This window comes from Rhizobium sp. RHZ01 (assembly GCF_014851595.1).
GTDB classification, from domain to species: domain Bacteria; phylum Pseudomonadota; class Alphaproteobacteria; order Rhizobiales; family Rhizobiaceae; genus Rhizobium; species Rhizobium altiplani.
Window position 1 is genome coordinate 34,475 of sequence record NZ_JACUZZ010000030.1, and the last position, 25,438, is coordinate 59,912.

Annotated in this window: 27 protein-coding genes, 1 tRNA gene and 1 pseudogene; 22 read left to right on the plus strand and 7 right to left on the minus strand. The window is 60.1% G+C overall.

From position 1 onward, the window contains the following. The first annotated feature begins 124 nt into the window (after positions 1–124). Both IB248_RS25370 and IB248_RS25375 read left to right on the plus strand, forming a co-directional pair. Positions 125–589: an Lrp/AsnC family transcriptional regulator gene (locus tag IB248_RS25370; RefSeq protein WP_018858652.1), complete on the plus strand. Its 465-nt coding sequence runs from the start codon at positions 125–127 to the stop codon at positions 587–589. A 129-nt stretch (positions 590–718) separates the two neighbouring features. Next, positions 719–1,990: an NAD(P)/FAD-dependent oxidoreductase gene (locus tag IB248_RS25375; protein WP_169683749.1), complete on the plus strand. Its 1,272-nt coding sequence runs from the start codon at positions 719–721 to the stop codon at positions 1,988–1,990. Between the two features lie 46 nt (positions 1,991–2,036). Here the strand turns inward: IB248_RS25375 and IB248_RS25380 are convergent, their stop codons facing one another. Then, positions 2,037–3,083, minus strand: coding sequence for an NAD(P)-dependent alcohol dehydrogenase (locus IB248_RS25380; protein WP_169683750.1), 1,047 nt, complete (start codon positions 3,081–3,083; stop codon positions 2,037–2,039). A gap of 189 nt (positions 3,084–3,272) precedes the next feature. Here IB248_RS25380 and IB248_RS25385 point away from each other — a divergent pair, with 189 nt between their 5' ends. The 3 genes from IB248_RS25385 (at position 3,273) to ilvC (ending at position 6,052) form a co-directional block, all read left to right on the plus strand. Continuing rightward, entirely contained in the window at positions 3,273–4,178 is a 906-nt protein-coding gene (locus tag IB248_RS25385) for an AraC family transcriptional regulator (RefSeq protein ID WP_169683751.1), read from the plus strand. A 143-nt stretch (positions 4,179–4,321) separates the two neighbouring features. After that, positions 4,322–4,987, plus strand: coding sequence for a TetR/AcrR family transcriptional regulator (locus IB248_RS25390; RefSeq protein ID WP_026371979.1), 666 nt, complete (start codon positions 4,322–4,324; stop codon positions 4,985–4,987). A 45-nt stretch (positions 4,988–5,032) separates the two neighbouring features. After that, on the plus strand, positions 5,033–6,052 hold the full coding sequence (ilvC, locus tag IB248_RS25395; RefSeq protein ID WP_169683752.1) for a ketol-acid reductoisomerase: 1,020 nt from the start codon (positions 5,033–5,035) through the stop codon (positions 6,050–6,052). 48 nt (positions 6,053–6,100) lie between these two features. Here ilvC and IB248_RS25400 read toward each other — a convergent pair whose 3' ends face one another. After that, positions 6,101–6,688 (minus strand): class I SAM-dependent methyltransferase, encoded by a 588-nt coding sequence (locus tag IB248_RS25400; RefSeq protein ID WP_018858646.1) that lies wholly within the window; start codon positions 6,686–6,688, stop codon positions 6,101–6,103. Positions 6,689–6,779: 91 nt separating this feature from the next. Further along, the gene (locus tag IB248_RS25405; RefSeq protein WP_007534948.1) at positions 6,780–7,037 is read right to left on the minus strand and encodes a GlsB/YeaQ/YmgE family stress response membrane protein; all 258 of its coding nucleotides are present in this window, start codon (positions 7,035–7,037) and stop codon (positions 6,780–6,782) included. A 152-nt stretch (positions 7,038–7,189) separates the two neighbouring features. Between IB248_RS25405 and IB248_RS25410 the strand changes: the two genes are divergently transcribed. Continuing rightward, entirely contained in the window at positions 7,190–7,639 is a 450-nt protein-coding gene (locus IB248_RS25410; RefSeq protein WP_018858645.1) for a YidB family protein, read from the plus strand. A gap of 235 nt (positions 7,640–7,874) precedes the next feature. Here IB248_RS25410 and IB248_RS25415 read toward each other — a convergent pair whose 3' ends face one another. Continuing rightward, on the minus strand, positions 7,875–8,975 hold the full coding sequence (locus IB248_RS25415) for a branched-chain amino acid aminotransferase (RefSeq protein WP_018858644.1): 1,101 nt from the start codon (positions 8,973–8,975) through the stop codon (positions 7,875–7,877). Positions 8,976–9,194: 219 nt separating this feature from the next. On the opposite strand from IB248_RS25415, the gene IB248_RS25420 reads away from it, so the two are divergent. Beyond that, complete coding sequence (locus tag IB248_RS25420; RefSeq protein ID WP_018858643.1) at positions 9,195–10,415, plus strand: PLP-dependent aminotransferase family protein; 1,221 nt, start codon at positions 9,195–9,197, stop codon at positions 10,413–10,415. Positions 10,416–10,441: 26 nt separating this feature from the next. On the opposite strand, the gene IB248_RS25425 is transcribed toward IB248_RS25420, so the two are convergent. Beyond that, positions 10,442–11,500: an aldo/keto reductase gene (locus IB248_RS25425; protein WP_018858642.1), complete on the minus strand. Its 1,059-nt coding sequence runs from the start codon at positions 11,498–11,500 to the stop codon at positions 10,442–10,444. 163 nt (positions 11,501–11,663) lie between these two features. Here IB248_RS25425 and IB248_RS25430 point away from each other — a divergent pair, with 163 nt between their 5' ends. From IB248_RS25430 to IB248_RS25490, 14 genes and pseudogenes are all read left to right on the plus strand, one after another. Next, positions 11,664–12,641, plus strand: coding sequence for an ABC transporter substrate-binding protein (locus tag IB248_RS25430; RefSeq protein WP_192241851.1), 978 nt, complete (start codon positions 11,664–11,666; stop codon positions 12,639–12,641). 17 nt (positions 12,642–12,658) lie between these two features. Further along, positions 12,659–14,353, plus strand: coding sequence for an iron ABC transporter permease (locus IB248_RS25435; RefSeq protein ID WP_192241852.1), 1,695 nt, complete (start codon positions 12,659–12,661; stop codon positions 14,351–14,353). Beyond that, positions 14,341–15,369, plus strand: coding sequence for an ABC transporter ATP-binding protein (locus IB248_RS25440; protein ID WP_018858639.1), 1,029 nt, complete (start codon positions 14,341–14,343; stop codon positions 15,367–15,369). Before IB248_RS25435 ends, IB248_RS25440 begins: the two co-directional genes overlap by 13 nt. Before the next feature lie 68 nt (positions 15,370–15,437). Further along, positions 15,438–16,547, plus strand: coding sequence for an endonuclease/exonuclease/phosphatase family protein (locus IB248_RS25445; RefSeq protein WP_018858638.1), 1,110 nt, complete (start codon positions 15,438–15,440; stop codon positions 16,545–16,547). Next, positions 16,544–17,290 carry an NUDIX hydrolase gene (locus IB248_RS25450; RefSeq protein ID WP_018858637.1) on the plus strand — a complete coding sequence of 249 codons (747 nt, stop codon included), beginning with the start codon at positions 16,544–16,546 and terminating at the stop codon, positions 17,288–17,290. The genes IB248_RS25445 and IB248_RS25450 overlap by 4 nt, the downstream gene beginning before the upstream one ends. Positions 17,291–17,358: 68 nt before the next feature. Then, positions 17,359–18,270 (plus strand): PhzF family phenazine biosynthesis protein, encoded by a 912-nt coding sequence (locus tag IB248_RS25455; RefSeq protein WP_018858636.1) that lies wholly within the window; start codon positions 17,359–17,361, stop codon positions 18,268–18,270. 124 nt (positions 18,271–18,394) lie between these two features. After that, a tRNA-Lys gene (locus IB248_RS25460) sits at positions 18,395–18,470 on the plus strand. Between the two features lie 191 nt (positions 18,471–18,661). Further along, positions 18,662–18,940 (plus strand): hypothetical protein, encoded by a 279-nt coding sequence (locus tag IB248_RS25465; protein WP_210258390.1) that lies wholly within the window; start codon positions 18,662–18,664, stop codon positions 18,938–18,940. Positions 18,941–19,427: 487 nt separating this feature from the next. Beyond that, positions 19,428–19,610, plus strand: a complete 183-nt coding sequence (locus IB248_RS31935; protein ID WP_082728602.1) for a hypothetical protein — start codon at positions 19,428–19,430, stop codon at positions 19,608–19,610. Between the two features lie 174 nt (positions 19,611–19,784). Further along, positions 19,785–19,996: pseudogene (locus tag IB248_RS25470) on the plus strand (DUF1236 domain-containing protein); the annotation flags it as partial. A 392-nt stretch (positions 19,997–20,388) separates the two neighbouring features. Further along, a complete protein-coding gene (locus tag IB248_RS25475; protein WP_018858634.1) occupies positions 20,389–20,985 on the plus strand; it encodes a BA14K family protein in 597 nt (198 codons plus the stop codon). Positions 20,986–21,653: 668 nt separating this feature from the next. Beyond that, positions 21,654–21,926 (plus strand): hypothetical protein, encoded by a 273-nt coding sequence (locus IB248_RS25480; RefSeq protein WP_192241853.1) that lies wholly within the window; start codon positions 21,654–21,656, stop codon positions 21,924–21,926. Between the two features lie 373 nt (positions 21,927–22,299). Next, complete coding sequence (locus IB248_RS25485; RefSeq protein ID WP_026371978.1) at positions 22,300–22,824, plus strand: DUF992 domain-containing protein; 525 nt, start codon at positions 22,300–22,302, stop codon at positions 22,822–22,824. A 92-nt stretch (positions 22,825–22,916) separates the two neighbouring features. Further along, positions 22,917–23,168: a hypothetical protein gene (locus tag IB248_RS25490; protein WP_026371977.1), complete on the plus strand. Its 252-nt coding sequence runs from the start codon at positions 22,917–22,919 to the stop codon at positions 23,166–23,168. A 14-nt stretch (positions 23,169–23,182) separates the two neighbouring features. Here the strand turns inward: IB248_RS25490 and IB248_RS31940 are convergent, their stop codons facing one another. Both IB248_RS31940 and IB248_RS25495 read right to left on the minus strand, forming a co-directional pair. Next, on the minus strand, positions 23,183–23,368 hold the full coding sequence (locus IB248_RS31940; RefSeq protein ID WP_018117094.1) for a hypothetical protein: 186 nt from the start codon (positions 23,366–23,368) through the stop codon (positions 23,183–23,185). A gap of 101 nt (positions 23,369–23,469) precedes the next feature. After that, entirely contained in the window at positions 23,470–24,411 is a 942-nt protein-coding gene (locus IB248_RS25495; RefSeq protein ID WP_018858632.1) for a lytic transglycosylase domain-containing protein, read from the minus strand. A 211-nt stretch (positions 24,412–24,622) separates the two neighbouring features. Between IB248_RS25495 and IB248_RS25500 the strand changes: the two genes are divergently transcribed. Further along, positions 24,623–25,387 carry a TIM barrel protein gene (locus IB248_RS25500; RefSeq protein WP_018858631.1) on the plus strand — a complete coding sequence of 255 codons (765 nt, stop codon included), beginning with the start codon at positions 24,623–24,625 and terminating at the stop codon, positions 25,385–25,387. Positions 25,388–25,438 lie beyond the last annotated feature (51 nt).

Consider the following 25,438-nt stretch of genomic DNA (forward strand, 5'->3'; position numbering starts at 1 on the left):
AGATCATGCATCGAACCTCGCGCAAATGGTTTGCTTTCTTTGTCTCAAACTCTTCATTGGCGCTGCATTTTTGCGTATAATCTCCAAACTGCGCAAACTGCAGCCGTGAAATTTCCGAGGCACCATGCTTGATGACCGCGATCGACGAATCCTAGAATATTTGCAGACCGATGCGGGCATTTCGGTGACGGAGCTTGCTGAAAGGGTCGCACTATCGGTCTCTGCCTGTTCTCGCCGCATCCAGCGGCTGGAGGAGAGCGGCCATATCGCGCGGCGGATCGTGGTGCTTGACCGCGAGAAAATGGGCGTGCCGACGACGGTATTTGCGCTGATCAAGACGGCACACCATGCCGACGAGTGGATCGAGGCGTTTCGCCGGGCGATCAGCAGCATACCGGAGATCGTCGAGGCGCATCGGCTTACCGGCAACCACGACTATATTCTGAAGATCGTGCTCCCACGCGTCGAGCACTACGACGTGATCTATAAGCAGATCGTCCGCAAGATCGAACTCTTCGATGTGTCCGCGTCCATATCGATGGAATTGCTGAAAAGCGGGACATCGATCCCTGTTGCCTATGCAGACTGAGTGACCCCGACACCAAATTGAGCATTCGTGACTACCGCCTAGAGCAGGCGAGCTATGCCCAAACAGTGATTGAAAGCCGCGCGCGACCAACGACATTGGCTATAGCGAAGTGGCACGGAAAGGCAGCTCATGAGCGAACACCATGTTGTGGTTGTCGGCGGCGGCTTCGGCGGCCTGCAGTTGGTCAACGATCTAAAGGGTGCGGGCATCCGGATCACGTTGATTGACCGGCGCAATCATCATCTCTTCCAACCGCTCCTTTACCAGGTGGCGACGACAATCCTTTCCACCTCTGAGATCGCCTGGCCCATTCGCCATCTCTATAGCGACCGCCAAGACGTGACGACGTTGCTGGGCGAAGTCGTCGGTGTCGATACTGACGTAAAGGAAGTTTCTTTACGCGACGGCACTACGTTGCGTTATGACACGCTCGTCCTCGCCACGGGAGCAACGCACGCCTATTTCGGGCGAGACGACTGGGAGGCGGTGGCCCCCGGTCTGAAGACGCTGGAGGATGCAACGACGATCCGCCGGCGCATGTTGCTCGCATTCGAGCGGGCGGAGACCGAGACCAATCCTGCCGTGCGCGACGCATTGTTGACCTTCACTCTCGTCGGCGCCGGGCCGACGGGGGTCGAGCTTGCCGGGATCATCGCCGAGCTTGCACGCAAGACCCTGCCGCGCGAATTCCGCAATATCGATACGCGCAAGACACGGGTCGTGCTGGTCGAGGCGGGGCCGTGCGTGCTTCCGACCTTTGCCGAGGAGCTTTCCGATTATGCCAGCAAAGCCCTCCAGGAACTCGGCGTCGAGCTGCATATCGGCGAGCGTGTCCTGGAGTGCACGGCAGACGGTGTCGAGACGAGCGAGGAGTTCATTCCGAGCCGCACGATCGTCTGGGCTGCAGGCGTACAGGCATCGCCCGCAGCCAAGTGGCTCGGTGTTCCGGCCGATCGAGCAGGGCGCGTCGTCGTCGAGAAGGATTTGACGGCACCGGAGCATCCGGATGTCTTTGTTGTCGGCGACACGGCTTCCGTCATTCGGGAAAGTGGCGCTCCCGTCCCGGGGATCGCGCCTGCGGCCAAACAACAAGGCGCTTATGTCGCAAAGGTCATCCGCGCGCGTCTTGCGGGAAACCCTGCGCCCGCACCGTTCCGCTATCGCCATCAGGGCAGTCTTGCGACGATCGGTCGAAGCGCGGCCATCATCGATTTCGGTCGGATCAAGCTGAAAGGCTGGATCGCCTGGTGGATATGGGGCATCGCCCACATCTACTTCCTGATCGGGACGCGTTCGCGTTTTGCCGTGGCTTGGAGTTGGCTCTGGATTTACCTGAGCGGCCAGCACAGCGCGCGGTTGATCACCCAGAAGGAAACGATGCGCGACGATAGCAGCGCATAGAAAGGGCGGCTCAAGGCCGCTGGCTCAAGGCCGCCCTTTCCCATTATCAAGCTGCCAGCGAGGCGATGTCGATGACGAAGCGGTAACGAACGTCGCTCTTCAGAACGCGTTCATAGGCCTCGTTGACCTGCTGGATGTTGATCGTCTCGATCTCGGAGACGATGTTGTGCTTGCCGCAGAAGTCCAGCATTTCCTGGGTTTCCTTGATTGAGCCGATCATCGAGCCGGAAATGCTCTTGCGGCCCGGGACCAGCGAAAATGCATGAACCGGGACCGCGTTTTCCGGGATGCCGACGACCACAAATGCACCGTCCACCTTCAGAAGGCCAAGATAAGCGTTCCAATCGATCTCGGCGCTGACCGTGCAGATGATCAGGTCAAATGTACCGGCAAGCTTCTTGAACGTCTCCTCGTCGCTGGTCGCATAGTATTCCTTGGCACCGAGCTTGAGGCCGTCTTCCTTCTTGGAAAGGCTCTGCGAGAGGACGGTGATGTCAGCACCCATGGCCGCGCCGAGCTTGACGCCCATGTGACCGAGGCCGCCCATGCCGACGATTGCGACCTTCTTGCCTGGTCCGGCATTCCAGTGACGCAGCGGCGAGTAGAGCGTGATGCCGGCGCAGAGCAGCGGGGCCGAGGCGTCGAGCGGAAGGTTGTCCGGAATGGACATGACGTAACCTTCCTTGACGACGATCGAGTCGGAGTAACCGCCTTGAGTGCGCGTCTTGCCATCGGCTTCGAAGTCGTTGTAGGTGCCGACCAGGCCGGGCATATATTGTTCGCGGTCGAGGTCGCGGGCTGCACAGCCGACGCAGCTGTCGACGAAGCAGCCAACGCCGACACGGTCGCCGGCCTTGAATCTGGTGACGGCCGAGCCGACGGCCGAGACGATGCCGGCGATCTCGTGGCCCGGCACGATCGGATAGACCGCATTCTTCCATTCGTTGCGGACGGTGTGGATGTCCGAATGGCAGATGCCGGCGAACTTGATGTCGATCACGACGTCATCGGCATTGGGTTCGCGGCGCTCGAAGGTGAAGGGCGTAAGCGGCTTGGACGCGTCGGTGGCAGCATAGCCTTTTGCAATGGCCATCTGAGACTTCCTTTCGGGTTGCTGAGGTGATGGCAGACCATGCACCGGATCGATGTCGATGCGTTAGAGCGATACTCCGAGCTTCTTGCACGATCCTGCAAAAGTGACAGGCGGGCCTATTCTCGCGGGAGCAAAGCTGTCCTACATAGTGCGCATCTCTCCGAGGCGATACATAAAGGGTTCGCTCGTATGACTCTGCCGTTCAATCCCTATCAGGAAATCGTCTCCATTGCCGCGCGCCATCTTGGCGACGACGGGGAGTGCAGGACCGCGATCGAAAGCGTGGGGATAAGTCGGCGCACTTCACCAAGCGCCCCCTGCCACGGCAGCTACCGCCCTTGCATCGCCCTTGTTATCCAAGGCGCCAAGAGCCTGCGCCTTGGCACCGACGTCATCAATTACGGGCCTGGCGACTACCTGCTGACATCGCTCGACCTGCCGGTGACATGGCGAGTGGTGGAGGCAAGCCCCGAGGTTCCGCATTTCTGCCTGACGCTCGCCATCAACAGCGAGAAGGTTCTCGATCTCTTGAGCCGCGCCGAAATCCCGCGGCCAACCGCGCCCGTTGGAGGACGCGGGATCGTCGTAAATGTCGCGACGCCAGAGCTCTTGGACGCGGCAGTGCGGCTGCTACGTTTGCTCGATAGTCCAAAGGACATCGCGGCGATGGCGCCGCTGATAGAGCAGGAGATTCTATATCGGGTTCTTACCGGCCCGGACGGTGGCCGGCTGATCAATATTGCGGTCGCCGACAGTCACGGCAACCGCATTGCACGCGCCATCGCATGGTTGCGGCAGAATTTTGCCCAGCCGCTGCGCATCGAGGACCTCGCGGAGCAGGTCAACATGAGCGTGTCGTCCTTCCATCACCATTTCAAATCGATCACCGCGATCACGCCGGTGCAATACCAGAAGCAGCTGCGGCTGCATGAGGCGCGGCGTCTGATGCTGATCGAGCGGCTGGATGCAGGGACGGCGGGGCATCGTGTCGGCTATCAGAGCCCGTCGCAGTTCAGCCGCGAATACAGCCGCGTCTATGGCATGTCCCCGGTGAGAGACGTCGAGGCGGCGCGCGAGCCCGCTGACGGCGCCTGAGTAATGCGCTGTCGGCGGCGGCGGTTGGAGCGTAGCGACGGTCGCGTCGATATCGCGCAAGGACGCTGAAATTTTCGTGCCATGCCGCTTGACGCGCACAGTGGTTTGCAGCATAAAGCCTACGAACCGTACCGTACGGTACTATTGGGAGTGAGGCCGTGTCCGTCGATAATTTGGAGCCCAGCGAGTTTTCGCCGCGCCAAAACGCCGTCCTGGAGCAGGCATTGCAGCTGCTCGTCGATGGCGGCGAGAAGGCGCTGACGACATCGGGCGTTGCGCGCGCGGCGAACTGCTCCAAGGAAAGCCTGTACAAGTGGTTCGGCGACCGCGACGGCCTGCTGTCCGCGATGATCGCCTATCAGGCGAGCAAGGTGCGCACCTTCGAGCGCAATGGCGAGCGGCTGACGTCGGCGAGCCTCCACGACCACCTCGTCATCTTCTCAAAGGATTTGCTTGAAGTTCTCGCCGGCGATGTCTCGCTGGCGCTCAACCGTCTCGCCATCGGCCAGTCGCATCGCGACGGCTCCAAGCTCGGCAAGCTGCTTCTGGAGCGGGGTCGCCGTCAGATCGATCGCCGCGCCATGGGGCTGATCGATTCCGGCAAGCGCGCTGGGCTGCTGCGCTTCCATGATGCCGACGAGGCATATCACACGCTTTATGGCCTGATCGTTTCCGATCTGCATGTTCGCATGCTGCTCGGCGAGCCGGGTCTCAAGGATACCGCGCGTCAGGCGGAGAGGGCGGTTTCCGCCTTCCTGCGCCTCTATGGCACGGAAAAGGTTTTGGCGGAGATGCCGCTCGTCGGCTGATCCCCTCTTACAAGTCACAGGACAAGCAAAGGGAAGGAAATTCAAATGCGCGTCTATTACGATCGTGATGCAGATCTCAACCTCATCAAGTCGAAGAACGTCGTCATCGTCGGCTACGGCTCCCAGGGCCGTGCGCACGCGCTGAACCTCAAGGACAGCGGCCATGCCAACGTGACGATCGCTCTCAAGGCTGGCTCGGCAACCATCAAGAAGGCAGAAGCCGACGGCTTCAAGGTCATGACCGTTGCCGACGCTGCCAAGTGGGGCGACCTGATCATGATGGCAACGCCTGACGAGCTGCAGGCCGACATCTACAAGGGCGAAATCGCCGGCAACATCCGTGACGGCGCTGCAATCGCCTTCGCACACGGCCTCAACGTTCACTTCGGCCTGATCGAGCCGAAGGCGTCGCTCGACGTCGTCATGATCGCGCCGAAGGGCCCGGGCCATACGGTTCGCGGCGAATACCAGAAGGGCGGCGGCGTTCCCTGCCTCGTTGCCGTTCACCAGAACGCTTCCGGCAACGCTCTCGAACTCGCTCTCTCCTACGCTTGCGGCGTTGGCGGCGGTCGTTCGGGCATCATCGAAACCAACTTCCGCGAAGAGTGCGAAACCGACCTCTTCGGCGAACAGGTCGTTCTCTGCGGCGGTCTCGTCGAACTGATCCGTGCTGGTTTCGAAACGCTGGTCGAAGCCGGCTATGCGCCTGAAATGGCCTACTTCGAGTGCCTGCACGAAGTGAAGCTGATCGTCGACCTGATCTATGAAGGCGGTATCGCCAACATGAACTACTCGATCTCGAACACGGCCGAGTGGGGCGAATACGTCACCGGCCCGCGCATCATCACGGCTGAAACCAAGGCTGAAATGAAGCGCGTCCTGCACGACATCCAGACCGGCAAGTTCACGTCCGACTGGATGCAGGAGTACAAGGCAGGGGGTTCGCGCTTCAAGGGCATCCGCCGCATGAACGACAGCCACCAGATCGAAGAAGTCGGCGCGAAGCTGCGCGGCATGATGCCTTGGATCGGCAAGAACAAGCTGGTCGACAAGTCCGTCAACTAAGCGGTTTCACACTGCTGAGTCAGCAGGGCCGGGGCGAAAGCTCCGGCCTTATTTTTGCGTCCGTACCGCAAGCCAGCGGGTCGGCTTTCCGTCGTAGCCGGTCCCATCGCCTTCGCTGATCACAATGTTGTGCCAGCCGCCATTGCTCAGCATTTCCGAAAGCAGTTCCGCCGACGGATAGTTGTAGTAGCGACCGAAGCCGTCGTGCCCCTCGGCCTCGCCCGCCTTGAAGGTGGCGTGAAAGGCGCCGCCGGGCCGCAGCGCCGTGCGGATCCGTTCCAGCACATCAGGGAGGTCTGCCCGGGGGACATGCAGCAGGCTGGCCTCGGCCCAGACGCCGTCGAAGGCTTCCTCTTCGTCCAGATCCTCGAAGCGCAACACCGCGACGGGACGCTCAAGAAAGGTTTCGGCCTGCTCCGCGATCGCCGGCGATCCGTCCGTTGGCGTGACATCGAAGCCCTTTGACAGCATGTAGGCGCTGTCCTGTCCGCCGCCGCATCCCAGATCGAGGATGGCTGCACCTGGCGGCAGCATCAACAGAAAAGCGTCTAGGCGTCGAACCGGCAGCGTGCGTTGCCGCGAAGCATAGGTGGCCGCGTTGTCGTCATAGAATGAAGATGTACTCTCGTCTGCCATGATCGTTCGCCCAATGACCCAAGGCCGGAGTTACACGCATAAGGTCGCCGCCTTTGAGGCAGCGCTCATTCCGTCGATACAAAAGAGCGAGCTAGATGGAACGGCGCCCGCTGATGGCGTGGTACAGCCAAAGAACCACGACCGCGCCGATGACGGCGACAACGAGGCTGTAGATATTGAAGCCCGTTATGCCGGATGCGCCGAAGAAGCTGAAGATGACGCCACCGACGATCGCTCCGACGATGCCGAGGACGATGTCCATCAGCATGCCTGCGCCCGACTTGTTCACAATCTTGCTGCCGATGAATCCTGCGATCAATCCAAGGATAATCCACCCGATAACAGACATCTGCCATTCCCCTCCTTGATTGGTTGAATATTCAGACCATCTTCCCGTTTAAGCTAAATAGCTCGTCGGGGAATTCAAGGTTCGCGAGAACCTTGTTCTTTCATTCTACAGTTGTTGTTCAATGAAATGAAGCAACCGAAAAGGAGGATGTCATGGGTATTTTTGATGACGCCGTTCCGGGCGGAAGTATCTCGAAGCCGATCATGGTCGCGCTTGGCGCGTTACTAGTGGGAAAGCTTCTTGGTGCTGGAGGCAGCCAGACGGATCCAGCCGCTCAGCAGGCTAATCCCCAAGCTGGTGACGGCGGGCTTCTTGGTGGGCTCGGCGGTCTCGGTGGTCTTCTCGGCAAGCTGACGGAGGCCGGGCAGGGCGATACGGTGGATTCCTGGGTCCAGCCCGGACAGAACAAACCGATCGCGCCGGGCAGCCTCAACGATGCGCTTGGGTCGAAGACGATCAGCGATCTCGCACGCCAGGCGGGAATCAGTGAGCAAGAACTCCTGAATCAACTTTCGACAGTCCTGCCCGGAGTGGTCGACAAGCTGACACCCAGAGGCCAACTGCCGACACAAGAGCAGATCGCCTCCTTGTTCCGTTCCTGAGCGCGGTACGATCGAGCTGCAGTATCGCAGAAGACTCGCCCCGTTTCCCGGTCGGAAGCGGGGCGAACGAGTGTTTTTTCCATGCCGCCCCTGATGATTTTGCGACCGGCCGAAGCCTCGCGCCTCTCTGCGCTCTTCCTCTGGTCCGGCCACAAAAAAACCGGGCGTTGCCCCGGGCGTTGCCCGGTTTTCGAGTTTTCTGAATTGCTGGGCCGACTACTTGCGGCCGCTGACCTCAGACCAGGATGCGGCGTGTCCAGCCACGCTCATCGTTCGTCACGCCCTTCTGCAGGCCGACCAGCTCCTGGCGCAGCTCGGTGGTGAGCTTCCCGGTCTGTCCGTCTCCGATCAGGAATTCGCCACCAGCGTGTCGCACCAGGCCGATGCCCGCGAGTACCGCTGCAGTGCCGCAAGCGAAGGCTTCCACGAGCTTGCCACTGACGGCATCGGCCTGCCATTCCGCGAAGGAGTAGGGGCGCTGCTCGACGCGCAAGCCCTTTTCTTCGGCGAGAACGATAACCGAGGCGCGGGTGATGCCCGGCAGGATCGTGCCGCCGAGCGGTGGCGTGACGACGGATCCGTCGTTCATCACGAAGAATACGTTCATCCCGCCGAGTTCCTCGACCCAGCGGTGCTCTGCCGCATCGAGAAAGACGACCTGATCGCAATTCCTCTTCGAGGCCTCGGCCTGCGCGATGAGGCTTGCGGCGTAGTTTCCTCCGCATTTTGCAGCACCGGTGCCGCCGTTGGCCGCCCGAGTGTATTCGGTCTCGACCCAAAGGGAGACCGCTTTTGCTCCACCTTTGAAGTAGGCGCCGACCGGAGAAGCGATAATGCAGAAGATATATTCCTGAGCCGGACGAACACCCAGGAATGCCTCGTTGGCGAACATGAAGGGGCGAAGATACAGGCTGGCGTCGCCCGATGGAATCCAGTCCTTATCAACACGGACGAGTTCTTCCACCGCCTTCAGGAAAAGTTCGTCCGGCACGGGAGGCATCGCCATGCGGATGGCTGACTGGGCGAAGCGGCGGGCGTTCTCTTCAGGCCGGAAGAGCAGAATGCGACCATCGTCCGCCCTGTAGGCTTTCATGCCCTCAAAGATTTCCTGCGCGTAGTGCAACACCGCGCTGGCAGGATCGAGTTCCAAGGGCCGCCTGGGCGTTACCTTCGCATTGTGCCACCCTTTGTCAGGAGTCCACCGAGCCAGAACCATATGATCCGTGAAGACCTTGCCAAAGCCGGGCGACTCCAGGGCCTGAATTCGGTCGGCGTCCGAGACCGGCGACGTGTGGAATTCGATCTTGATTTCAGGAGTGTTCGACGACGCGGGCATTGCTGGCACCTTCATAGCATATTTGATAGTGGCGGCGACACTACTGCCACGGAGTGGGTCTTGAAAAGATCGATTTTAGCCAGTTCTGGCTTCTGATCACGGAAGTGACCTTCGCTTCCCAAAATTGTCATGGTAGCAAACAAATAGGTCAGTAATGTTGACTTATTATTTGTTGCGTGGTTCTGTCGCCTAAAGACAAAAAATTACGAGGAAATGCCCATGCTGAATTGGGAAAGCATATTCGCGACGCGTTCTTCCCGTATGCGTGCTTCGGAGATTCGCGAGCTTCTGAAGCTTCTTGACCGCCCAGATATTATTTCCTTTGCCGGTGGTATTCCGGATCCGGCGCTTTTCCCCGATCAGGAATTCAAGGCGGCCTACGTCGATATCTTCGATAGCTCGGCCGTGAACTCGGCGCTGCAGTATTCGGTCAGCGAGGGCTATAGGCCGCTCCGCGAATGGCTGGTCAAGCAGATGGCCGCCATCGGCATCCCTTGCGAACTCGATAACGTCTTCATCGTTTCTGGCTCGCAGCAGGGCTTGGATTATCTCGGCAAGCTTTTCCTCTCGCCCAATGACACGGCGCTGGTCACCTGGCCGACCTACCTCGGTGCGCTCCAGGCCTTCAATGCCTATGAGCCGGCCTACGATCAATTGACGCCGAACGGCAACCGCACGCCTGATTCCTACAAGGCGCAGGCCGCGAGCGCGGGCGGCAAGGTGAAGTTCGCCTATCTCTCGGCCGACTTTGCCAATCCGACGGGCGAGACTGTCGATCAGGCTGGACGAGAGAAGGTTCTTGCCCTGGCAGAGGAACTCGATATCGCAGTCATCGAAGATGCCGCGTATCAATCACTCCGCTACGATGGGACGCCGATCGCGCCGATTCTGGCGACGGAGATCGCGAAGAAGGGGCACATCAACGATACCCGCACGATCTACTGCGGCAGCTTCTCGAAGACGCTTGCGCCGGGCCTGCGCGTTGGCTTCATCGTCGCCAACGCTCCCGTTATCCGCAAGCTTGTTCTGATGAAACAGGCGGCTGACCTGCACTCCTCGACGATCAATCAGATGGCGATCGCGCATGTCGCGGAACGCGGTTTCGATGCACAGGTCGCCAAGATCAAGTCGGTTTATAGTCACCGCCGCAATGTCATGCTGGCGGCGCTTGAGAAGTACATGCCTGCAGGCACGAGCTGGACGAAGCCCGAAGGCGGCATGTTCATCTGGGTGACGCTGCCTGATGGCATGGATGGCGCGAAGCTGCTAGCCAAGTCGCTGGAAACGGCCAACGTCGCCTTCGTCCCGGGTAAGGCCTTCTTCGCCGATGGTTCGGGTGAGAACACCTTCCGCGTCAGCTTCTCCTGCGCGAACGATCAAATGATCGAGGAGGGGATCAGCCGCCTTGGTGCGTTGATCGCCGGTGAAATCGGCGGTTGATCAGCCGCCGACCTCTTCAGAGCCAACTATCGATTGAGGTGTGGGCCGAGCAATTCGAGGTCCGCCTCACTCAGCCGGTCGCTGGCCGTGTTCAGCTGGTGCCAATACGGATAGAGCACGGGCGGCAGGCTGACCGCGTCCAGTCGACTGCGCTCCTGCTCGGTCAGCTTCAGCTCGGCCGCGGCGAGATTGTCCTTGAACTGGGCTTCGGTGCGCCCTCCGATGATGACAGACGTGACCGCCTTGCGGCCGATCAGCCAGGCAAGCGCCACCTGGGCTGCCGAGACACCGCGCTCATCGGCGATCGCCACCAGCGTTTCCACGATATTCCAGAGGCGGTTTTCATCGCGGATCGGCGGCTCGGTCCAGCCTGAGAACTGCCGCGAACCCTCAGGTGCTGCCCGGTTGCGTCGATGCTTGCCCGAAAGCAGGCCGGCAGCAAGCGGGCTCCAGACGAGGACACCGAGGCCCTGGTCGATGCTGATCGGAAGGAGTTCATATTCCGCATCGCGTGCTTCGAGCGTGTAGTGGATCTGCTGGCTGACGAACCGCTCCCGCTTTTCCCTCGCGCTGACGCCGAGCGCCTTCATGATATGCCAACCGGAGAAATTGGAGCAGCCGACATAGCGGACCTTGCCCTGGCGCACGAGTGTATCGAGCGCCTCCATGGTTTCCTCCAGTGGCGTCTGCCCGTCCCACTCGTGAAGCTGGTAGAGGTCGATGACGTCAGTCTTCATGCGCCGCAGGCTGGCCTCGCAGGCGCCGATCAAGTGATAGCGCGACAGGCCGGTGTCGTTCGGGCCGTCTCCCATGCGAAAGCGCGCCTTGGTGGCGATGAGAACGCCGTCCTTGCGCGGCCCGCCGATGATCTCGCCGAGGATTTCCTCGCAAACACCCTGCGAGTAGACGTCGGCAGTGTCGATCAGGTTGACGCCGGCGTCTATGCACAGGTCGACAAGCCTGCGTGCCTCGGTAACGCCGAGATCGCCAACCATCTTTGCCCAGCCTTGGCCACCGAATGTCATGGTGCCCATCGTCAAGGTCGAAATCTTCAGGCCAGAACGGCCAAGAAGCCGGTATTCCATTTGCGCTCCTCCAAAATGCACAAATCAAAACGTGCGGTAGAAGATAGGGGCGGGGAAGGTGGGTCAAGGGCAGATGTCCGACGTCTTGGTACCGAAGCCGACTGTCACAATCATGTTATCCGCGATGGCTAAGGAACGGGTCTCCCACCACCGAGGACCAATCATGAAGACGATCGTTTCCGCCGCCGCGCTACTCGCAGCGAGCTTGCTTGCAATCCCAGCCTCCGCCGCCAATCTCGTCCTCTATACGAGCCAGCCGAACGAGGACGCGCAGGCAACCGTGGATGGCTTCATGGCAGCCAATCCGGACGTCAAGGTAGACTGGGTGCGCGATGGCACGCCCAAGATCATGGCGAAGCTGCAGGCGGAGATCGAGGCCGACAATCCCGTCGCCGACGTCCTGCTGATCGCCGACACGGTGACGCTCGAGCGTCTGAAGAAAGCCGGCAAACTGCTCGCCTACAAGTCGCCGGAAGCTGCCGGCTACGACGCGGCACTCTACGACGGTGACGGCTACTACTATTCGACCAAGCTGATCACGACAGGCATCGTCTACAACACCTCTGCCGCGTTCAAGCCGACCAGCTGGAAGGACCTGACGAAGGCCGAAGCCAAGGGTCTCGTGACCATGCCGAGCCCCTTGACGTCGGGTGCAGCCCTCATTCATGCGCAGACGCTGGCCGGCGTCAGCAGCCTCGGCTGGGATTTCTACAAGGATCTTGCCGCCAATGGCGCGACCGCCGCAGGTGGAAACGGTGCTGTGCTCAAGTCGGTTGCCTCGGGTGAAAAAGCCTTCGGCATGATCGTCGACTACATGCCGATCCGCGAAAAGGCCAAGGGCGCGCCGGTCGCATTCGTCTTCCCGACGGAAGGCGTCTCCGCCGTCACGGAGCCGGTCGGTATTCTCGCAAGTTCGAAGAATGCCGATGCGGCGAAGAAATTCGTCGATTACGTGCTCTCTGAAAAGGGGCAGGAAGGCTTCCTCAAGCTCGGCTATATCCCCGCCCGCAACGGCATGAAGCTGCCGGAAGGCTTCCCGGCTCGTGACAGCATCAAGGTGCTGCCAGTCAATGCCGCGGAGGCGCTGAAGACTACCGATCAGGACCTCAAGACCTTTTTCGGCATTTACGGCTCGAACTGATCGCCGCCGGAAAGCAGATGCGCGGATATGTTCGTCCTGGAAACAGCCAGCCTGCTTGGCTGTTTCCTTTTGTCGTTATCATTGTCCTGATACTTAGCGTGCTGCCGCTAGCGCGGCTCGCGATGACAGGCATTGCGGCGCTCGCAAAGGGCGGCGTCAGCGCGGTGCTCAGCGATCCTGCCCTTTGGTCGGCAACCTACTACACGCTCGCCACGGCCATTCTTGGCACACTGATCTCGCTTGCCATCGGCTGCGCCTTCGCGTTCCTGCTGACGCTGACGGATATCAGCGGCAAGGGAGCGCTAAGCTTCCTGTTCGTCCTGCCGATGATGATCCCGCCGCAGGTGACGGCGCTTGCCTGGGTGCAGATGTCCGGGCCGTCAAGCCCACTGCTGAAGGCGTTGCACCTTGCGCCTCCGCTTGGATCGCCGCAGCCGCTTTATTCGGTCGGGGGCATTTCGCTGCTCTACGGAGTACAGCACGCGCCGCTCGTTTATCTCGCCCTCCGTGCAGGCCTGATGGCGTTGCCTCGCGATGGTGTCGAGGCGGCGCGTCTTGCTGGGGCGGGCAGCTTTCGGGTCTTCCGCGATATCATCCTGCCGCTTTCGTTGCCGGGCATCATTGCCGGTGCCGCAATCTCTTTCATATCCTGTACAGGCAACTTCGGCATTCCCGCCATTCTCGGCATACCCGCCTCGATCTACACGCTTCCGACACTTATCTTCACTAAGTTCTCCGCCTTTACGAGCCGTACTTTCGGCGACGTTGCAGTGCTTTCGGCACTGATCGCGATCATTTCCGTTGCCGGGCTTGCCATTCAGGATCGCGCCCTGCGCGGACGCGACTACCGCGTCCTCGGGCTTTCGGGCGCGACCGCGGCCTTCGAGTTGGGGCGCTGGAAGCTCCTTTTGCAGCCGCTGCTCTGGCTCTGCATCTTCTTCATGCTGGTAGCGCCATTCTTCGCTCTCCTCGCCGGTGCACTCGTGCCGGCCTATGGCGTGCCGTTGACCTTCAAGACCCTGTCGGCAAGCGCCTTCTACGAAATTCTCTTCCGTCAGGCGGTCACGCGCACGGCTTTCGCCAATTCGCTCTCTCTCGCGGCGGGGACGGCGCTATGTCTCCTCTTGGTGACCGTGCTGACGGCTTACGCGTTGACCCGGCGGAAGGACCTGCTGGGCCGGATCGTTTCGAGCCTGATCGAGATTCCCTATTCGCTGCCCGGCATCGTCATGGCCGTGTGCTTCATTCTGGTGTTTGCCGCACCGCTTCCGATCCTGCATGTGACGCTCTACGGAACGATCTGGATCATTCTGATCGCCTACCTCTCCAGTTTCTTTGCCGTTAGCCTGAAGCCTGTCGTCAGTGCGTTCCATCAGCTCGATCCGGCACTGGAGGAGGCGGCAAAGCTTTCGGGAGCGGGCTTCTTCCGGCGGCTCGCCGACATCATCGTGCCCTTGATCGCGCCCGCTGCCGGCGCGTCGGTGATCCTGGTCTTCCTGATCGCTTGCAATGAGCTGACTATTTCCGCGCTTTTGTGGTCGGCCGGGACGCAGACGCTTGGCGTCGCCATCTACAATCTCGACGACAGCGGTAGTTCCGATCTCGCGTCGGCGCTCTCCGTGCTCGTCGTTCTTATGGTCGTCTTCATGATGCTTCTCCTGGAATTGATGGCAAAACGCCTGCCGAGAGGAGTCGTACCGTGGCGGAACTGATCCTCAACCATCTTGCCAAGGACTTCGGTACCGGGCGCGCGGCGGTCGCCGACTTCTCCCTGAAAGTGCGGCATGGCGGCTTCCTGGCGCTGCTCGGACCGTCTGGCTGCGGCAAGACAACTGTTCTGCGCATGATCGCCGGTTTCGAGGCGCCAACCGACGGCTCTATCCATCTTGGCGAGCGGCTGCTTGCAGACGCCTCGAGGTCGCTACCACCGGAACGGCGCAACATGGCAATGGTGTTCCAATCCTATGCGCTGTGGCCGCATATGAGCGTCGCAGACAATGTCGGCTATCCTCTGAAAGTGCGCGGCATCTCCGGCGAGTCCTACAGACAGAAGGTCCGCGAGGCACTGGCGACGGTGAGGCTCGCCGACCATGCCGAGCGGCGTCCCGCCGATCTCTCCGGCGGCCAGCGACAGCGCGTGGCATTGGCCCGCTGCCTTGTCTCGTCACCTGATGTCGTGCTGCTCGACGAGCCGCTCGCCAATCTCGACCGGCACCTGAAGCAAGAGATGGAGGAAACGTTCCGCGAATTCCACCAGCGCTCCGGAGCGACCATGGTTTATGTGACGCACGATCAGAGCGAGGCGATGGCCCTTGCGACTGATGTTGCGGTCATGTCCGAGGGCCGCCTTCTGCAGGCTGCGCCGCCTGCGGAGATCTACGCCCGGCCAGAGGGCCGGCTGGTCGGTGGGCTGATCGGTCGCGGTGCGATCCTCTCGCTTTCATCTCCAGTTGGTGACATCAGGCTTCTCGATTGGAGCGCTCTCGAGTCCATGCTGTCTCACGAGGCGAGGCACCAGCCGAGAGTGGATGTGTTGGTGCGCCAGGAAGACGTCTTGATTGCTGGTGAAGGCGTTCCAGCACGCGTCGAGTCGATCCTCTACGAAGGCGAACGCTACGCCGTGAAGTTGCTGCTTGGTGACGGACAGGTGCTTCGCGCATTCAACCGTGAGCGATTGCGGGTCGGCGAAAGCGTGTGGGTCGTTGCGCGCGCCGCCTGGCGTCTCTGATCGCGAAACGTCTTTCCGAAGCGGGGCTTAGCCACTACTAATGGCATAACGCCAATTGGAAATGTTCGATGTCGCTTCGCATTGCCACCTTCAACGTCGAAAACCTCATGACGCGTTTCGACTTTACCGGCTTCCGCAACCAGTTGCGCCAAGACCGGGTCATCAAGCTTTTCGAAGTGCGCAGTGAAGGCGTCTACCAGCAGCTCGAGCAGGCGCGGGTGATCGCTTCCACCGACGATACCCGACAGATGACGGCGCTCGCGATTGCCGACGCCGACGCCGACATTCTCTGCCTGCAGGAAGTCGACAACATGGAGGCGTTGCAAGCCTTCGAATACGGCTATCTCTTCAGGATGGTCGGCAACGGTTACCGGCAAAAATATCTCGTCGAGGGCAACGACAGCCGCGGGATCGACGTCGCAGTCCTGATGCGGGAAGAGACACGTGACGGGCAGAAGATCGAGCTCAAGCAGATCAAGAGCCATGCAATGCTCACCTATCGCGATCTGGGGCTTTTCAACGACCAATTGGCGCTGACCAACCGCATCGACGACAAGATCTTCAAGCGCGACTGCCTGGAACTGGAGCTCGAGATCGGTGGTGTCGCGCTGTCGCTCTACGTGGTCCATTTCAAGTCGATGGACGGGCCGCGCACGAATGGCGTCGACAGCAGGCTCGGCACCATGCCGATCCGGCGGGCCGAGGCGCTGGCGGTTCGCCGTATCATCGAGGACCGCTTTCACGGTCATACCGATGACAAGAGGTTCGTTATATGTGGTGACATGAACGATTATCAGGAGCGCGTCGACGTCATCGGGCGCCGCCAAACGGGCTACCGCTTCGAGCATCAGGTCGAGAGCATCAGCGCGCTCGACGTCTTCAGTCGCGACGGCTTTTTGGAGAATGTCGTGCGCCGCCGTGATCCGCTCGACCGCTGGACGCTCTACCATGCCCGTGGACCCGAAGAGCAATGGCTGTGTCAGCTCGACTACATCTGGCTCTCGAAGGCGCTCGCCAGAACGAATGTCGGACGCCTGCCGGAGATCGTTCGACATGGACAGCCTTACCGCACGGCCTTCCCGCCCGGCCAGGAGGTCGAGCGTTATCCTCGCACCGGCTGGGACCGGCCAAAGGCCTCCGACCATTGCCCCGTTGTCATGACACTGGATTTGATATGAACCTGCATTTCTCCGAGGATTTCGCCGGCTGGCCGCCGGAGCAGACCGTATTTCCGATTGCTGGGCTGGACCTTCGCGTTCTCGCCGGGGACCATTCCTTTTATGTCGCGGAGCACGAGGCGATCCGGGAGAACTGGGCGAAGGAAACGGCTGCAAACCCGGCGCTGTTCGACGGCCGCATGGTCTTTCAGGAGCGGCTGGCTCTAACCGATGCCGGCATAGCAGGCGAGGGCCATGTCATCCCGTTTTCTACATTCATGTGGTGGCGTCGCCAACCGAGCCGGCAAGGCGGCATCCATCTGTTCGCCTATCCGGTCCTCGAAACCTCGGACGGCGCGCTGGTGGCTATCCGCATGGGGAGCCATACGGCCAATCCCGGCCAGGTCTATTTCGCTGCCGGTTCCCTCGAACCCGAGGACGTCAGCGAAGGTCGTTGCGACGTCGAAGGCAATATGCGTCGCGAGGTGATGGAGGAGACGGGGCTTGACCTCAACGAGGCCAAGGCCGGCGATCGCTACTACGCGAGCCATGTCAGGCGCACGGTGACTGTGCTGCGTCTCTTCCGCTTCGACCTGACCGCCGATGACATGATAGAGAAGATCCACGCACACATGCTGGTTGCCGACGACAAGGAGATTGCCGGCGCGGTTGCTATACGTTCGGCCGACCCGAAGGCACACCCCTACAATATTGCGATGCTCCCCGTCATCGACTGGTACTTCCGGGAACGGCGCGGCGCTTAACGCCTTGCGCTCGGTCGTCCGGTCGGGCAGGTTGGCGAAACGAGGATCGAGACCATCAGGAGGCCGATGTGGGGCGAAGCTACAGCGTCTATGACGTGTTCACCGACCGCAAGCTCGCCGGAAATCCGCTCGCCGTTATCTTCGATGGTGACGATTTGAGCGATGACGCCATGCAGGCGATCGCCAAGGAAATGAGCCTCTCGGAAACGGTCTTCGTGCAGCCGTCGGGTAATCCCGCTTACACGGCGAGAATCCGCATCTTCACGCCCGGGCGGGAGCTTCCCTTTGCAGGGCATCCGACCGTTGGAACGGCGATCGCTCTCGCCGAGCAGGCGCATGGCGGCTCGAGCATCGATCTCGTTTCGGTGCTGGAGGAAAATGTCGGACCGGTGCGTTGCGCCGTTCGCCTGCGGGAAGGCGAGGCGAGTTTTGCCGAGTTCGACCTGCCGCGGAAGTCGCAGCAGATCACGATGCCGCTCGACAAGCTTGGAATCGCCAATGCTTTGTCGTTGAAGACGACCGAGATCGGCTTTGAGAACCACGTACCGTCGTTGTGGAGCGCCGGCGTGCCGTACCTGATGGTGCCGGTGCACGACGTCGGCGCCGCGCAGCACATGGAGTTCGACCCGCAACTTTGGGAAGAGACCGTTCCCTTCGTGGATGGCGCGCTTGCCTCGGCCTATATCTACTGCCGGGGCGGCGTGAACCATGTGGCGAAATTCCATGCGCGGATGTTTGCGAGCGGCATGGGGATCGTGGAGGACCCTGCGACCGGGTCGGCTGCCGCCGCGCTCTCCGGCACCATTCACTATTTCGACCGTCTGACGGACGGGCACCATGGCATGACGATCGAGCAGGGCGTGGAAATGGGCCGGCCATCCTTCATTCATCTGCACATGGATGTTGAAGGCGGAACGATCTCAAATGCCCGGATCGGCGGGCAGGCTGTGCGCATCGCAAGCGGAACGCTGGACCTTTGATTTCATTGCATTTCAGCCATGCGCAAAAATCTTCGCATTTAACCAAAGAATTTTCAGGCAGGCGCTAGACAAGCCGAACGATCCTGTTTATACGCCCCCTCACACCGCGCAACACGGCGGTTACGGGTGATTAGCTCAGTTGGTAGAGCAGCTGACTCTTAATCAGCGGGTCGTAGGTTCGAGCCCTACATCACCCACCAAAAACCTCAAGAAAAGTAAGCAGTTAGAAAAAAACTCCCAAGCGGGAGTTCTGGCCATTCTGCCAATTCTGTCACAAACTTTGTCACAAAATCGAAAGTGGCTTCCGTCATCCAAGCCCCGCGCCTGGACACAGGCGCGTGCATCCCGTCGGCGTTAAAGCAGCGAGTTCTCATTAGAGCAGCGTGGAGGTTTGCAGCTATCGCCGGCGGCTAATGCGGTGCATGTCGACAATGCGGCCGTCAGTTCGACGGATTGCGATCTCGAAGCGGGTGTTGCCTCGCCACGCACGATAGATGAAGAACCTGCCACGGCAGTCGACCCGACGAACATCGCGGAAGCCGCGATTGCGAAGCAGTCGTTCACCCTGACTACAGGTTATCCCTCGACCTCTATTGAGGCTGCTACCGATCCCGATGTGTATGCTGATGTCGGTTTGGGCAATCGCTTCACGGGGAAGCGCCACCGGTGACGCCACTATTGCCAAGGCGAGCACTGATGAGACGAGCGAAGATCCACGCATTATTGTGACGATACTCATAATCATCCTCACTGTTTGACCCATGCCGGTCCTGAAAAACGCCCAACATGACCGTTTCGGCCAGACCATCGCGAGGAAAAGAACGCGATAGTTGCATAGGGCGAGGCCGGCTAGGCCTGACCGTGGCGGCTCCCAGATTATCAGCAAATGTCAGAATCCGTAATCGTGTCGGTGGGTTGCAAACCAGAGACTGGTTCGGCGAGCGATGAAATGGACGATAATTGCGTCAGCGACTTTGAGATGACGAGCTTTCAGCTTGACACGGTGTCAATTGGCAGCCACCGGTTCGAGGCGAAGGCATTGATCGGCGCATGGGTTGTGTGAAGCTTGAATGGAAGCAGGGGACAGCGGTTTAGCGCGGGGCCGCTTTCGTCTAACATCTCTTTCTCGTAAACCGCTGCAGCCAGGAGAAGCATGAATGAGCAGATTTCGGGCATTTGTAGCAGCTGGAGCGATGATCAGTCTTTCCACGCTTCTGTCGGCCTGCGGGACGCCCCCGAACTCGATGGGCAATGCGTCAGGCTATGAGCCGGGAGATTCAATGAATCGAGCCTGCTCCGACGGCTTCAGACCCAGCGACGGCCGGTCCTGCAGTTACTGACGGGCGGTAGCGCCTGCCGAAGGGCGATCCGTCCGACGGCTGCGCGCCCTCGTTGCACGGGATCCTCCCGTCGCCTCTCCAGCAATGGTTTGCGCGCCCTCATCGGTTAGATGACCTTCGCCCGCTGCCATTCCATCACCAATTCCGGGTGCGGCAGTTGGCGCCATGCTTGAGCCGCCGCAGACTTTTGTCACCAATGTCCGCGAGGTCCCGGCTCCGCAGGCACGGGTCGTCGTCGAGGAAAAGATCGTCGTCGGTCAGCCGCTTCCGGAGACCATTGTCCTAACACCTGTTCCCGACAATCCGAATTTTGCTACGCGGTCGTGAACGACGAGCGTGTGATCGTCGAGCCTTCGTCGCGCAAGGCTATCCGGGTTCTCAACTGATCCTGGTTCGAGAGCGCGGCTATGCTGCGCTCAACCAACTCCAATCAAATTTGACGTCAAGGACATACGCTGCGGCTCGATGCCGTACGTTGCGTGCGCCTTGTCGTCCACGGAGAAGAGACATGGAACACAAGAAACTATCCATGATTGTTGGGCAGCGGCGATCGGATAGACGCCGCCGGCGGCGCTTGGCTCGGGTATTGCCGGCAAGACGATAGTGACGCGGAACAAAGTTCCCTCGCACGGGTTTCTTGGCTGATCGCGATTATCTCGACCAGGCCTGCGCCGCCTCGCCATGGGGCATCCGCAAGGCGCCATTTTAAGGCGTCGTGCGGCTCCGCAGATCGAGCGCAGAGGGCGCATGCATCAGTCATGAGGGTAGGGAAGCTGTCATGAGAGCGATTGCAACGATGCTGTTCGGCATTGCCTCGGCTGTCGGGGCCTGTTTCATCGGGGCTGCGGCCGCCACGTACATCCTCGCCGTGCCTGATGGGCGGCAGTTCGCGAATCTGGATACACCGAACCTTTGGACTGCATCTCCCGAGCGGGTTGATGCACGTAGTCAGAAGTTCGAGCGGATTGCGCCCCTTGTGTCAGCGGCCTATCCCGTTACATCCGCAGCACCCAAGCCCAAGGCGGACGTGGTAGCAAATTCCGCGTCCGAGGACGCATCGACGGACGCCGCCTCGGCGTCACTGCGTAACGAGCATCAACAATGGTGCGCGTCGCGATACCGGTCCTATGATCGTGCCCGTGACACCTATCGCTCCTACAGCGGTCAAATCCGCATCTGCGTGTCGCCCTTCGCCGCCCCATCGATGGAGATCACTGGATCGGTGAGTGGAAACCCAGACCATCTCGCGTGGTGCTTTGCGCGTTATGCGTCCTATCGGGCAAACGACAATACATACCAGCCGTACGGCCGACCGAGGCGCGAATGTGTTTCGCCATTCTCCAGCAACACCAGTGCCGAGACTGCCAGCCAATGACGCTGTTCTGGCGAACTTGAGCCACCGCCGGTCCTTTCACACGGAAAAAAAGACTGTGGGAACCAACAGTGTGGCGCCGCGTTTTAGACACAGTTCCAAGGCGATCCGCACACCCGCCTTGGCCTTTCCAAAAGTCCCTGTCATCTGCCCCGCTTGTTGCGGGGCTCCTTTCTGCTTGTCGAGGAAGGGGAGCCACCATGTCACATAAGCGCTACAGTCGTCGCGACGAGCCGCTACATTCCATGGATCTGTCAGTCTGCCTTCGGGTGCTCGATCACATCCGCAACGAGCAGGGGATCGAAGCGTCCTCGACGAATCCGATCGGATCGCCTCAATCATCATCGAGTTTTATCGCCAGGGAGTCCGTGACGAGAAACAGTTGCACACGCTGATCGACGTGGCGCGCGGGTGTGCGGATCGATCTTAGTGGACAAAACGAACAATGGTTGGGAACAGAAGCGAACCACCGGCGTTTTTCGCTCAGGTCGTGCCGCCCTAGGCACGTTGTTTTGAAGTGCAACGATATTAGAGAGCCCCGCCGACACCGCCGGGCTTTTCCTTTGTCGTCTTTTCAGCCGGCTCTTGTAGGACTTAGGTCCTATAGGACCTCAAAAACCTGAACCATATGCAGGCCTGCCGCGTTGATCTCCAGAGAAAGGAGACTGACCATGAAACGGTTGATCATCGCAATGGCCGGCCTCGCAGCAGTACTGGTGAGTGCTCCTGCCGACGCCGAAGGTGTCTATTTCGAGTTCGGTTCCGGCGGCCACAGGTATTATGATGATTCACCACCGCCTCGTTACTACCGATACGGCCCAAGGTACCGTGATTACGACTATGACGGACCGCGCTACGCCCGCCGCGACGTATGCTGGAGGGTGCCTTACCAGCACCGAAGCCACCACCACTATATCACCAGGTATAGAACGGTTTGCGAATAGAGAATCGGCCTCGCGTGAAGCGAGGCTTTTTCTCGGGAACCTGGCGTTTCTGCCGCCATCCGCCCTAGACGCCCCAGCCTGATTTTGCCGCGTTGGCCGTCCCACCTATGCACGGCGGTTTTCTCGGGCCTACTTCTCCCGGTCCTCAAGGCAGAACTGTCTCACCAAAATCGGTCTGAGGTCGCGGATCGGGCGAGCCCTTGTGTTTGGCTGTGATCGAGCTGTTTTAGATGGGCGGCGCGCTGCCGTGCGCTGGCAAGGATGCTCACGAATTGGCTCAATTAGCGTGCAAGATCGGAAGGGCAGCCATGCATCAGCGGCCTTGGTAAATCATAGCGATGCGCTATCTATCTCCGTGCAATACAAGGAGAAAATGATGAAGAAGATTGCAACCGCAGTTGCTGCCGTATCGCTGATGCAAGCCTTGGCCACGAGCGTCGGTGCTGCCGATTTGGTCACCACTTATCAGCAGCCCGAGCCCGACCTGAGTGACGGCGTCAAGATCGGGATTCTGACCTGTGACGTCGGTGGCGGTGTCGGTTATGTCCTCGGTTCGGCAAAATCGGTTGATTGCGTTTTCAGCCCGACATCGGGCAGCGAGACGCAGGATCGGTACGCGGGTGCGATCCGCAAACTGGGCGTTGATGTCGGATTTACCACGCGCGGCCGGATTGTGTGGGCGGTGTTTGCGCCGACGACGGGATACCATCGCGGTTCGCTGGGCGGCCTTTACCAGGGCGCATCGGCCGAAGCGACGCTTGTCGCCGGTGTTGGTGCCAACATCCTCGTCGGCGGCACCAGTGGCTCGGTGCAGTTGCAGACGCTGAGCGTGACCGGACAGCTCGGCCTCAACGTTGCCGCTACCGGAACGTCCATGACGTTGACGCCACAAGGCTAACGGCGTCTCGCCGGCTATCGATTGGCGCGCTCTTGAATAAATCTGGCCGCATTCTTGTGCGGCCAGCTTGGGCTTCGGCTCAGGAGGGAGAGATGAGATATACCCCAATAATCATGGCGATAGCGCTTGCCGGCTGCAACACGACTGCACCGCCGCTTGGGCCTGTGCCGGGAAGCCTGACCTATGGACGCGTCGTGCGCTCGCCGTACCCGCCGGGAACGGTGATCAATAACACGTTCCTGGGAAAATGGGGTTACCGCACATTCGAGAAATACGTGGTCCAGCCTGATGGAACGCTTAAGTTGACCTCCCAGCAGACGGCCCCGGATTTTCTGGTTTTCTGATATTTTCGCTGCCGCTATCGAAGTTTCGGTGGCTTACTGGTGATATTCGCCTGAATTTCGTGTTCAGGGACGTGGCGCCCGAGGAGCTTGTGCAATTTGCGCTCTTCGGCGGAATCGGCACCGTTCCGCCTGCCTTGGTTGGCGATGCTCCGGCCCCTCGGCCCCGGATTTCTAATCTGTCGGTTTTGCGTGCTGTGCATGGCTCTTTCCTCCCTCCGGGGAAACGCACAACTCGCGCCAAAGTTCATGGCTCCACGGGAAAATTCGCCGTCGCCGATCCTCAGCAGGGGCCGAAACGGTCTCAGTTTCGGAAGACGGTGCAGGCTGCCCCGGCGGCACGGACAGTCATGCAAACCTTGTCAGCTTCAGCGCGAGTCTCTCTGCCGATACGAGCAGCAAAGCGCGGCCTGAAGCCAAAGCTGCGATCCCGCATGCGCACGATGACCGGCTCCTCGCTCGCGAGAGGTGCGGGAAGTTGACGCGCGACTGCGGTAAATAGGCGAAGTGCTGCGGCATCGTTGCTATTTGCCGCAAGCTGGGCGCCCCATGGCGCCCACTGACCCTGTTGGACCGAGGCGGTTTCGGTCAGGCGGCGCTTGCTGGCAAGCTCTATGCAACCATCGATGAAGGATTTGTCCGGAATGAGAAACTGCGCAGCCTCGACAGGCGGATCGTTCTTCCACTGCTCGATCGTATTCGCCGTGATGTCAAGAACGTAGCTGCGTGTCTCGAAGGGCAGCAGGCCCGTATCGAGATAGTCGGAGAGGCCCTGCTCGCCGGCATTATAGGCCGCGGCAGCGAGGCCGAGATTGCCAAAGCGTATTCGCAGCTCGTCGAGGTAGCGCGCTGATTCCTTGAGGGATTCGAGGATATCGAAACTATCCCTCAATCCGCGCAGCCTTGCGGTGCCAGGCATGAACTGCGCAATGCCCTGCGCGCCTTTGGGACTGATGGCGCCTGCCTGAAAACGGCTCTCCCGCCAGATCAACCGGGCGAAATATTCCGGCGGCAGGTCGTTTTCCCGCGCGAAGTGATCGATCGCGACGCAGAGATCGCGCCCGTAAGTTTCGCGGGTGATACATAGGCGCTCGCCAGAGTTCGGCATGTCGAGGGAATAGACACAGACACGATGCGACGTTGCAGCGGGCGGCTGGGAGAGGGCCATCTGGGTAAGTGCCAACAGAAAGCTGGCCACCAGCGCTACGATGCGTGCTTTGCCAAACGATACGCCCACCGCAGCCATCGTCCCTCTGTCGCCATTCCTGACTTTCTGGATCGAGCCGGAAAAGATACGCCCGTCAATGATGACGGGCGGAGTTGGGAGATTAATACGCACCCGCACGTTAGCAATCTTGAATATGACGTCAAGTCAGAAACGGAGCATGGAAGCTTTTTGCCATTTGCCGCGGCTCGACTATTGTCGGCGAAAGAGTTCCCGATTCAGCGAGGCCGCCATGAGACTTTCCGCCTGCATCGAATGGCTGTTCGCAGCTGACGCCGACAACTTCGCGGACAGGATCCGCCTTGCGCACGCGCACGGCGTGGAGGCAGTCGAATTCTGGAAGTGGACGAACAAGGATATCGGCAGCATCGAATGGGCGCTGACGGAAACCGGCATAGAACTCACGAGTTTTGTGGCGGAACCGATGATTGCCCTGACAGACAGAACCAATAAGGAAGCGTTTCTGAAAGGTCTGAAAAGTTCGATCGCAACGGCAAGACGCCTCGGCGCGCACACCCTGATTGCGCAGGCAGGTGATGATCTTGCCGGCAAGTCTCGCGAGGAGCAGAAGGCAGCGCTGATCGAAACCCTGACCGCCGCCGGCGAAATTCTCGAGGGCAGTGGGGTTCGCCTCGGCCTCGAGCCGCTCAACACGCTGATCGACCACGTCGGCTATTTCCTTCATTCAACAGTGGAAGGTCTCGAGATCGTAAGGGCGACGGGGCGTTCCGAGATCGGCATTGTCTATGATGTCTATCATTCCGCCGTCATGGGAGAGGACACGGCCGAGGTGATCGGCGATGATATCGACCGAGTTTTCCACGTCCATGTAGCCGATCATCCGGGACGGAATGAGCCCGGCAGCGGAAATGTCGACCTTAAGCGACGGGTCGATTGGCTTGTCGAACATGGCTACCGAGGCGCGATCGGGCTGGAATACAGGCCGCTGGCAGCGAGCGCTGCGACGATTGTGGAGACCCGGCGTATGCTCGGCTAGAAGCCGGGTGACTCAGACTCCGGTGGACGCAACCATTTCAATCTGCAGAGT

Excerpts from the sequence above, each read along its gene's own strand:
- IB248_RS25485 (WP_026371978.1), top strand. The coding sequence starts at position 22,300 with ATGATGAAGAAGATTGCAACCGCAGTTGCTGCCGTATCGCTGATGCAA.
- ilvC (WP_169683752.1), top strand. The coding sequence starts at position 5,033 with ATGCGCGTCTATTACGATCGTGATGCAGATCTCAACCTCATCAAGTCG.
- IB248_RS25385 (WP_169683751.1), top strand. The coding sequence starts at position 3,273 with ATGACTCTGCCGTTCAATCCCTATCAGGAAATCGTCTCCATTGCCGCG.
- IB248_RS25420 (WP_018858643.1), top strand. The coding sequence starts at position 9,195 with ATGCTGAATTGGGAAAGCATATTCGCGACGCGTTCTTCCCGTATGCGT.
- IB248_RS25400 (WP_018858646.1), bottom strand. The coding sequence starts at position 6,688 with ATGGCAGACGAGAGTACATCTTCATTCTATGACGACAACGCGGCCACC.
- IB248_RS25490 (WP_026371977.1), top strand. The coding sequence starts at position 22,917 with ATGAGATATACCCCAATAATCATGGCGATAGCGCTTGCCGGCTGCAAC.
- IB248_RS25430 (WP_192241851.1), top strand. The coding sequence starts at position 11,664 with ATGAAGACGATCGTTTCCGCCGCCGCGCTACTCGCAGCGAGCTTGCTT.
- IB248_RS25380 (WP_169683750.1), bottom strand. The coding sequence starts at position 3,083 with ATGGCCATTGCAAAAGGCTATGCTGCCACCGACGCGTCCAAGCCGCTT.
- IB248_RS31935 (WP_082728602.1), top strand. The coding sequence starts at position 19,428 with ATGAGCAGATTTCGGGCATTTGTAGCAGCTGGAGCGATGATCAGTCTT.
- IB248_RS31940 (WP_018117094.1), bottom strand. The coding sequence starts at position 23,368 with ATGCACAGCACGCAAAACCGACAGATTAGAAATCCGGGGCCGAGGGGC.
- IB248_RS25480 (WP_192241853.1), top strand. The coding sequence starts at position 21,654 with ATGAAACGGTTGATCATCGCAATGGCCGGCCTCGCAGCAGTACTGGTG.
- IB248_RS25405 (WP_007534948.1), bottom strand. The coding sequence starts at position 7,037 with ATGTCTGTTATCGGGTGGATTATCCTTGGATTGATCGCAGGATTCATC.
- IB248_RS25495 (WP_018858632.1), bottom strand. The coding sequence starts at position 24,411 with ATGGCTGCGGTGGGCGTATCGTTTGGCAAAGCACGCATCGTAGCGCTG.
- IB248_RS25435 (WP_192241852.1), top strand. The coding sequence starts at position 12,659 with ATGCGCGGATATGTTCGTCCTGGAAACAGCCAGCCTGCTTGGCTGTTT.
- IB248_RS25375 (WP_169683749.1), top strand. The coding sequence starts at position 719 with ATGAGCGAACACCATGTTGTGGTTGTCGGCGGCGGCTTCGGCGGCCTG.
- IB248_RS25445 (WP_018858638.1), top strand. The coding sequence starts at position 15,438 with ATGTCGCTTCGCATTGCCACCTTCAACGTCGAAAACCTCATGACGCGT.
- IB248_RS25500 (WP_018858631.1), top strand. The coding sequence starts at position 24,623 with ATGAGACTTTCCGCCTGCATCGAATGGCTGTTCGCAGCTGACGCCGAC.
- IB248_RS25475 (WP_018858634.1), top strand. The coding sequence starts at position 20,389 with ATGAGAGCGATTGCAACGATGCTGTTCGGCATTGCCTCGGCTGTCGGG.
- IB248_RS25415 (WP_018858644.1), bottom strand. The coding sequence starts at position 8,975 with ATGCCCGCGTCGTCGAACACTCCTGAAATCAAGATCGAATTCCACACG.
- IB248_RS25425 (WP_018858642.1), bottom strand. The coding sequence starts at position 11,500 with ATGGAATACCGGCTTCTTGGCCGTTCTGGCCTGAAGATTTCGACCTTG.
- IB248_RS25370 (WP_018858652.1), top strand. The coding sequence starts at position 125 with ATGCTTGATGACCGCGATCGACGAATCCTAGAATATTTGCAGACCGAT.
- IB248_RS25410 (WP_018858645.1), top strand. The coding sequence starts at position 7,190 with ATGGGTATTTTTGATGACGCCGTTCCGGGCGGAAGTATCTCGAAGCCG.
- IB248_RS25450 (WP_018858637.1), top strand. The coding sequence starts at position 16,544 with ATGAACCTGCATTTCTCCGAGGATTTCGCCGGCTGGCCGCCGGAGCAG.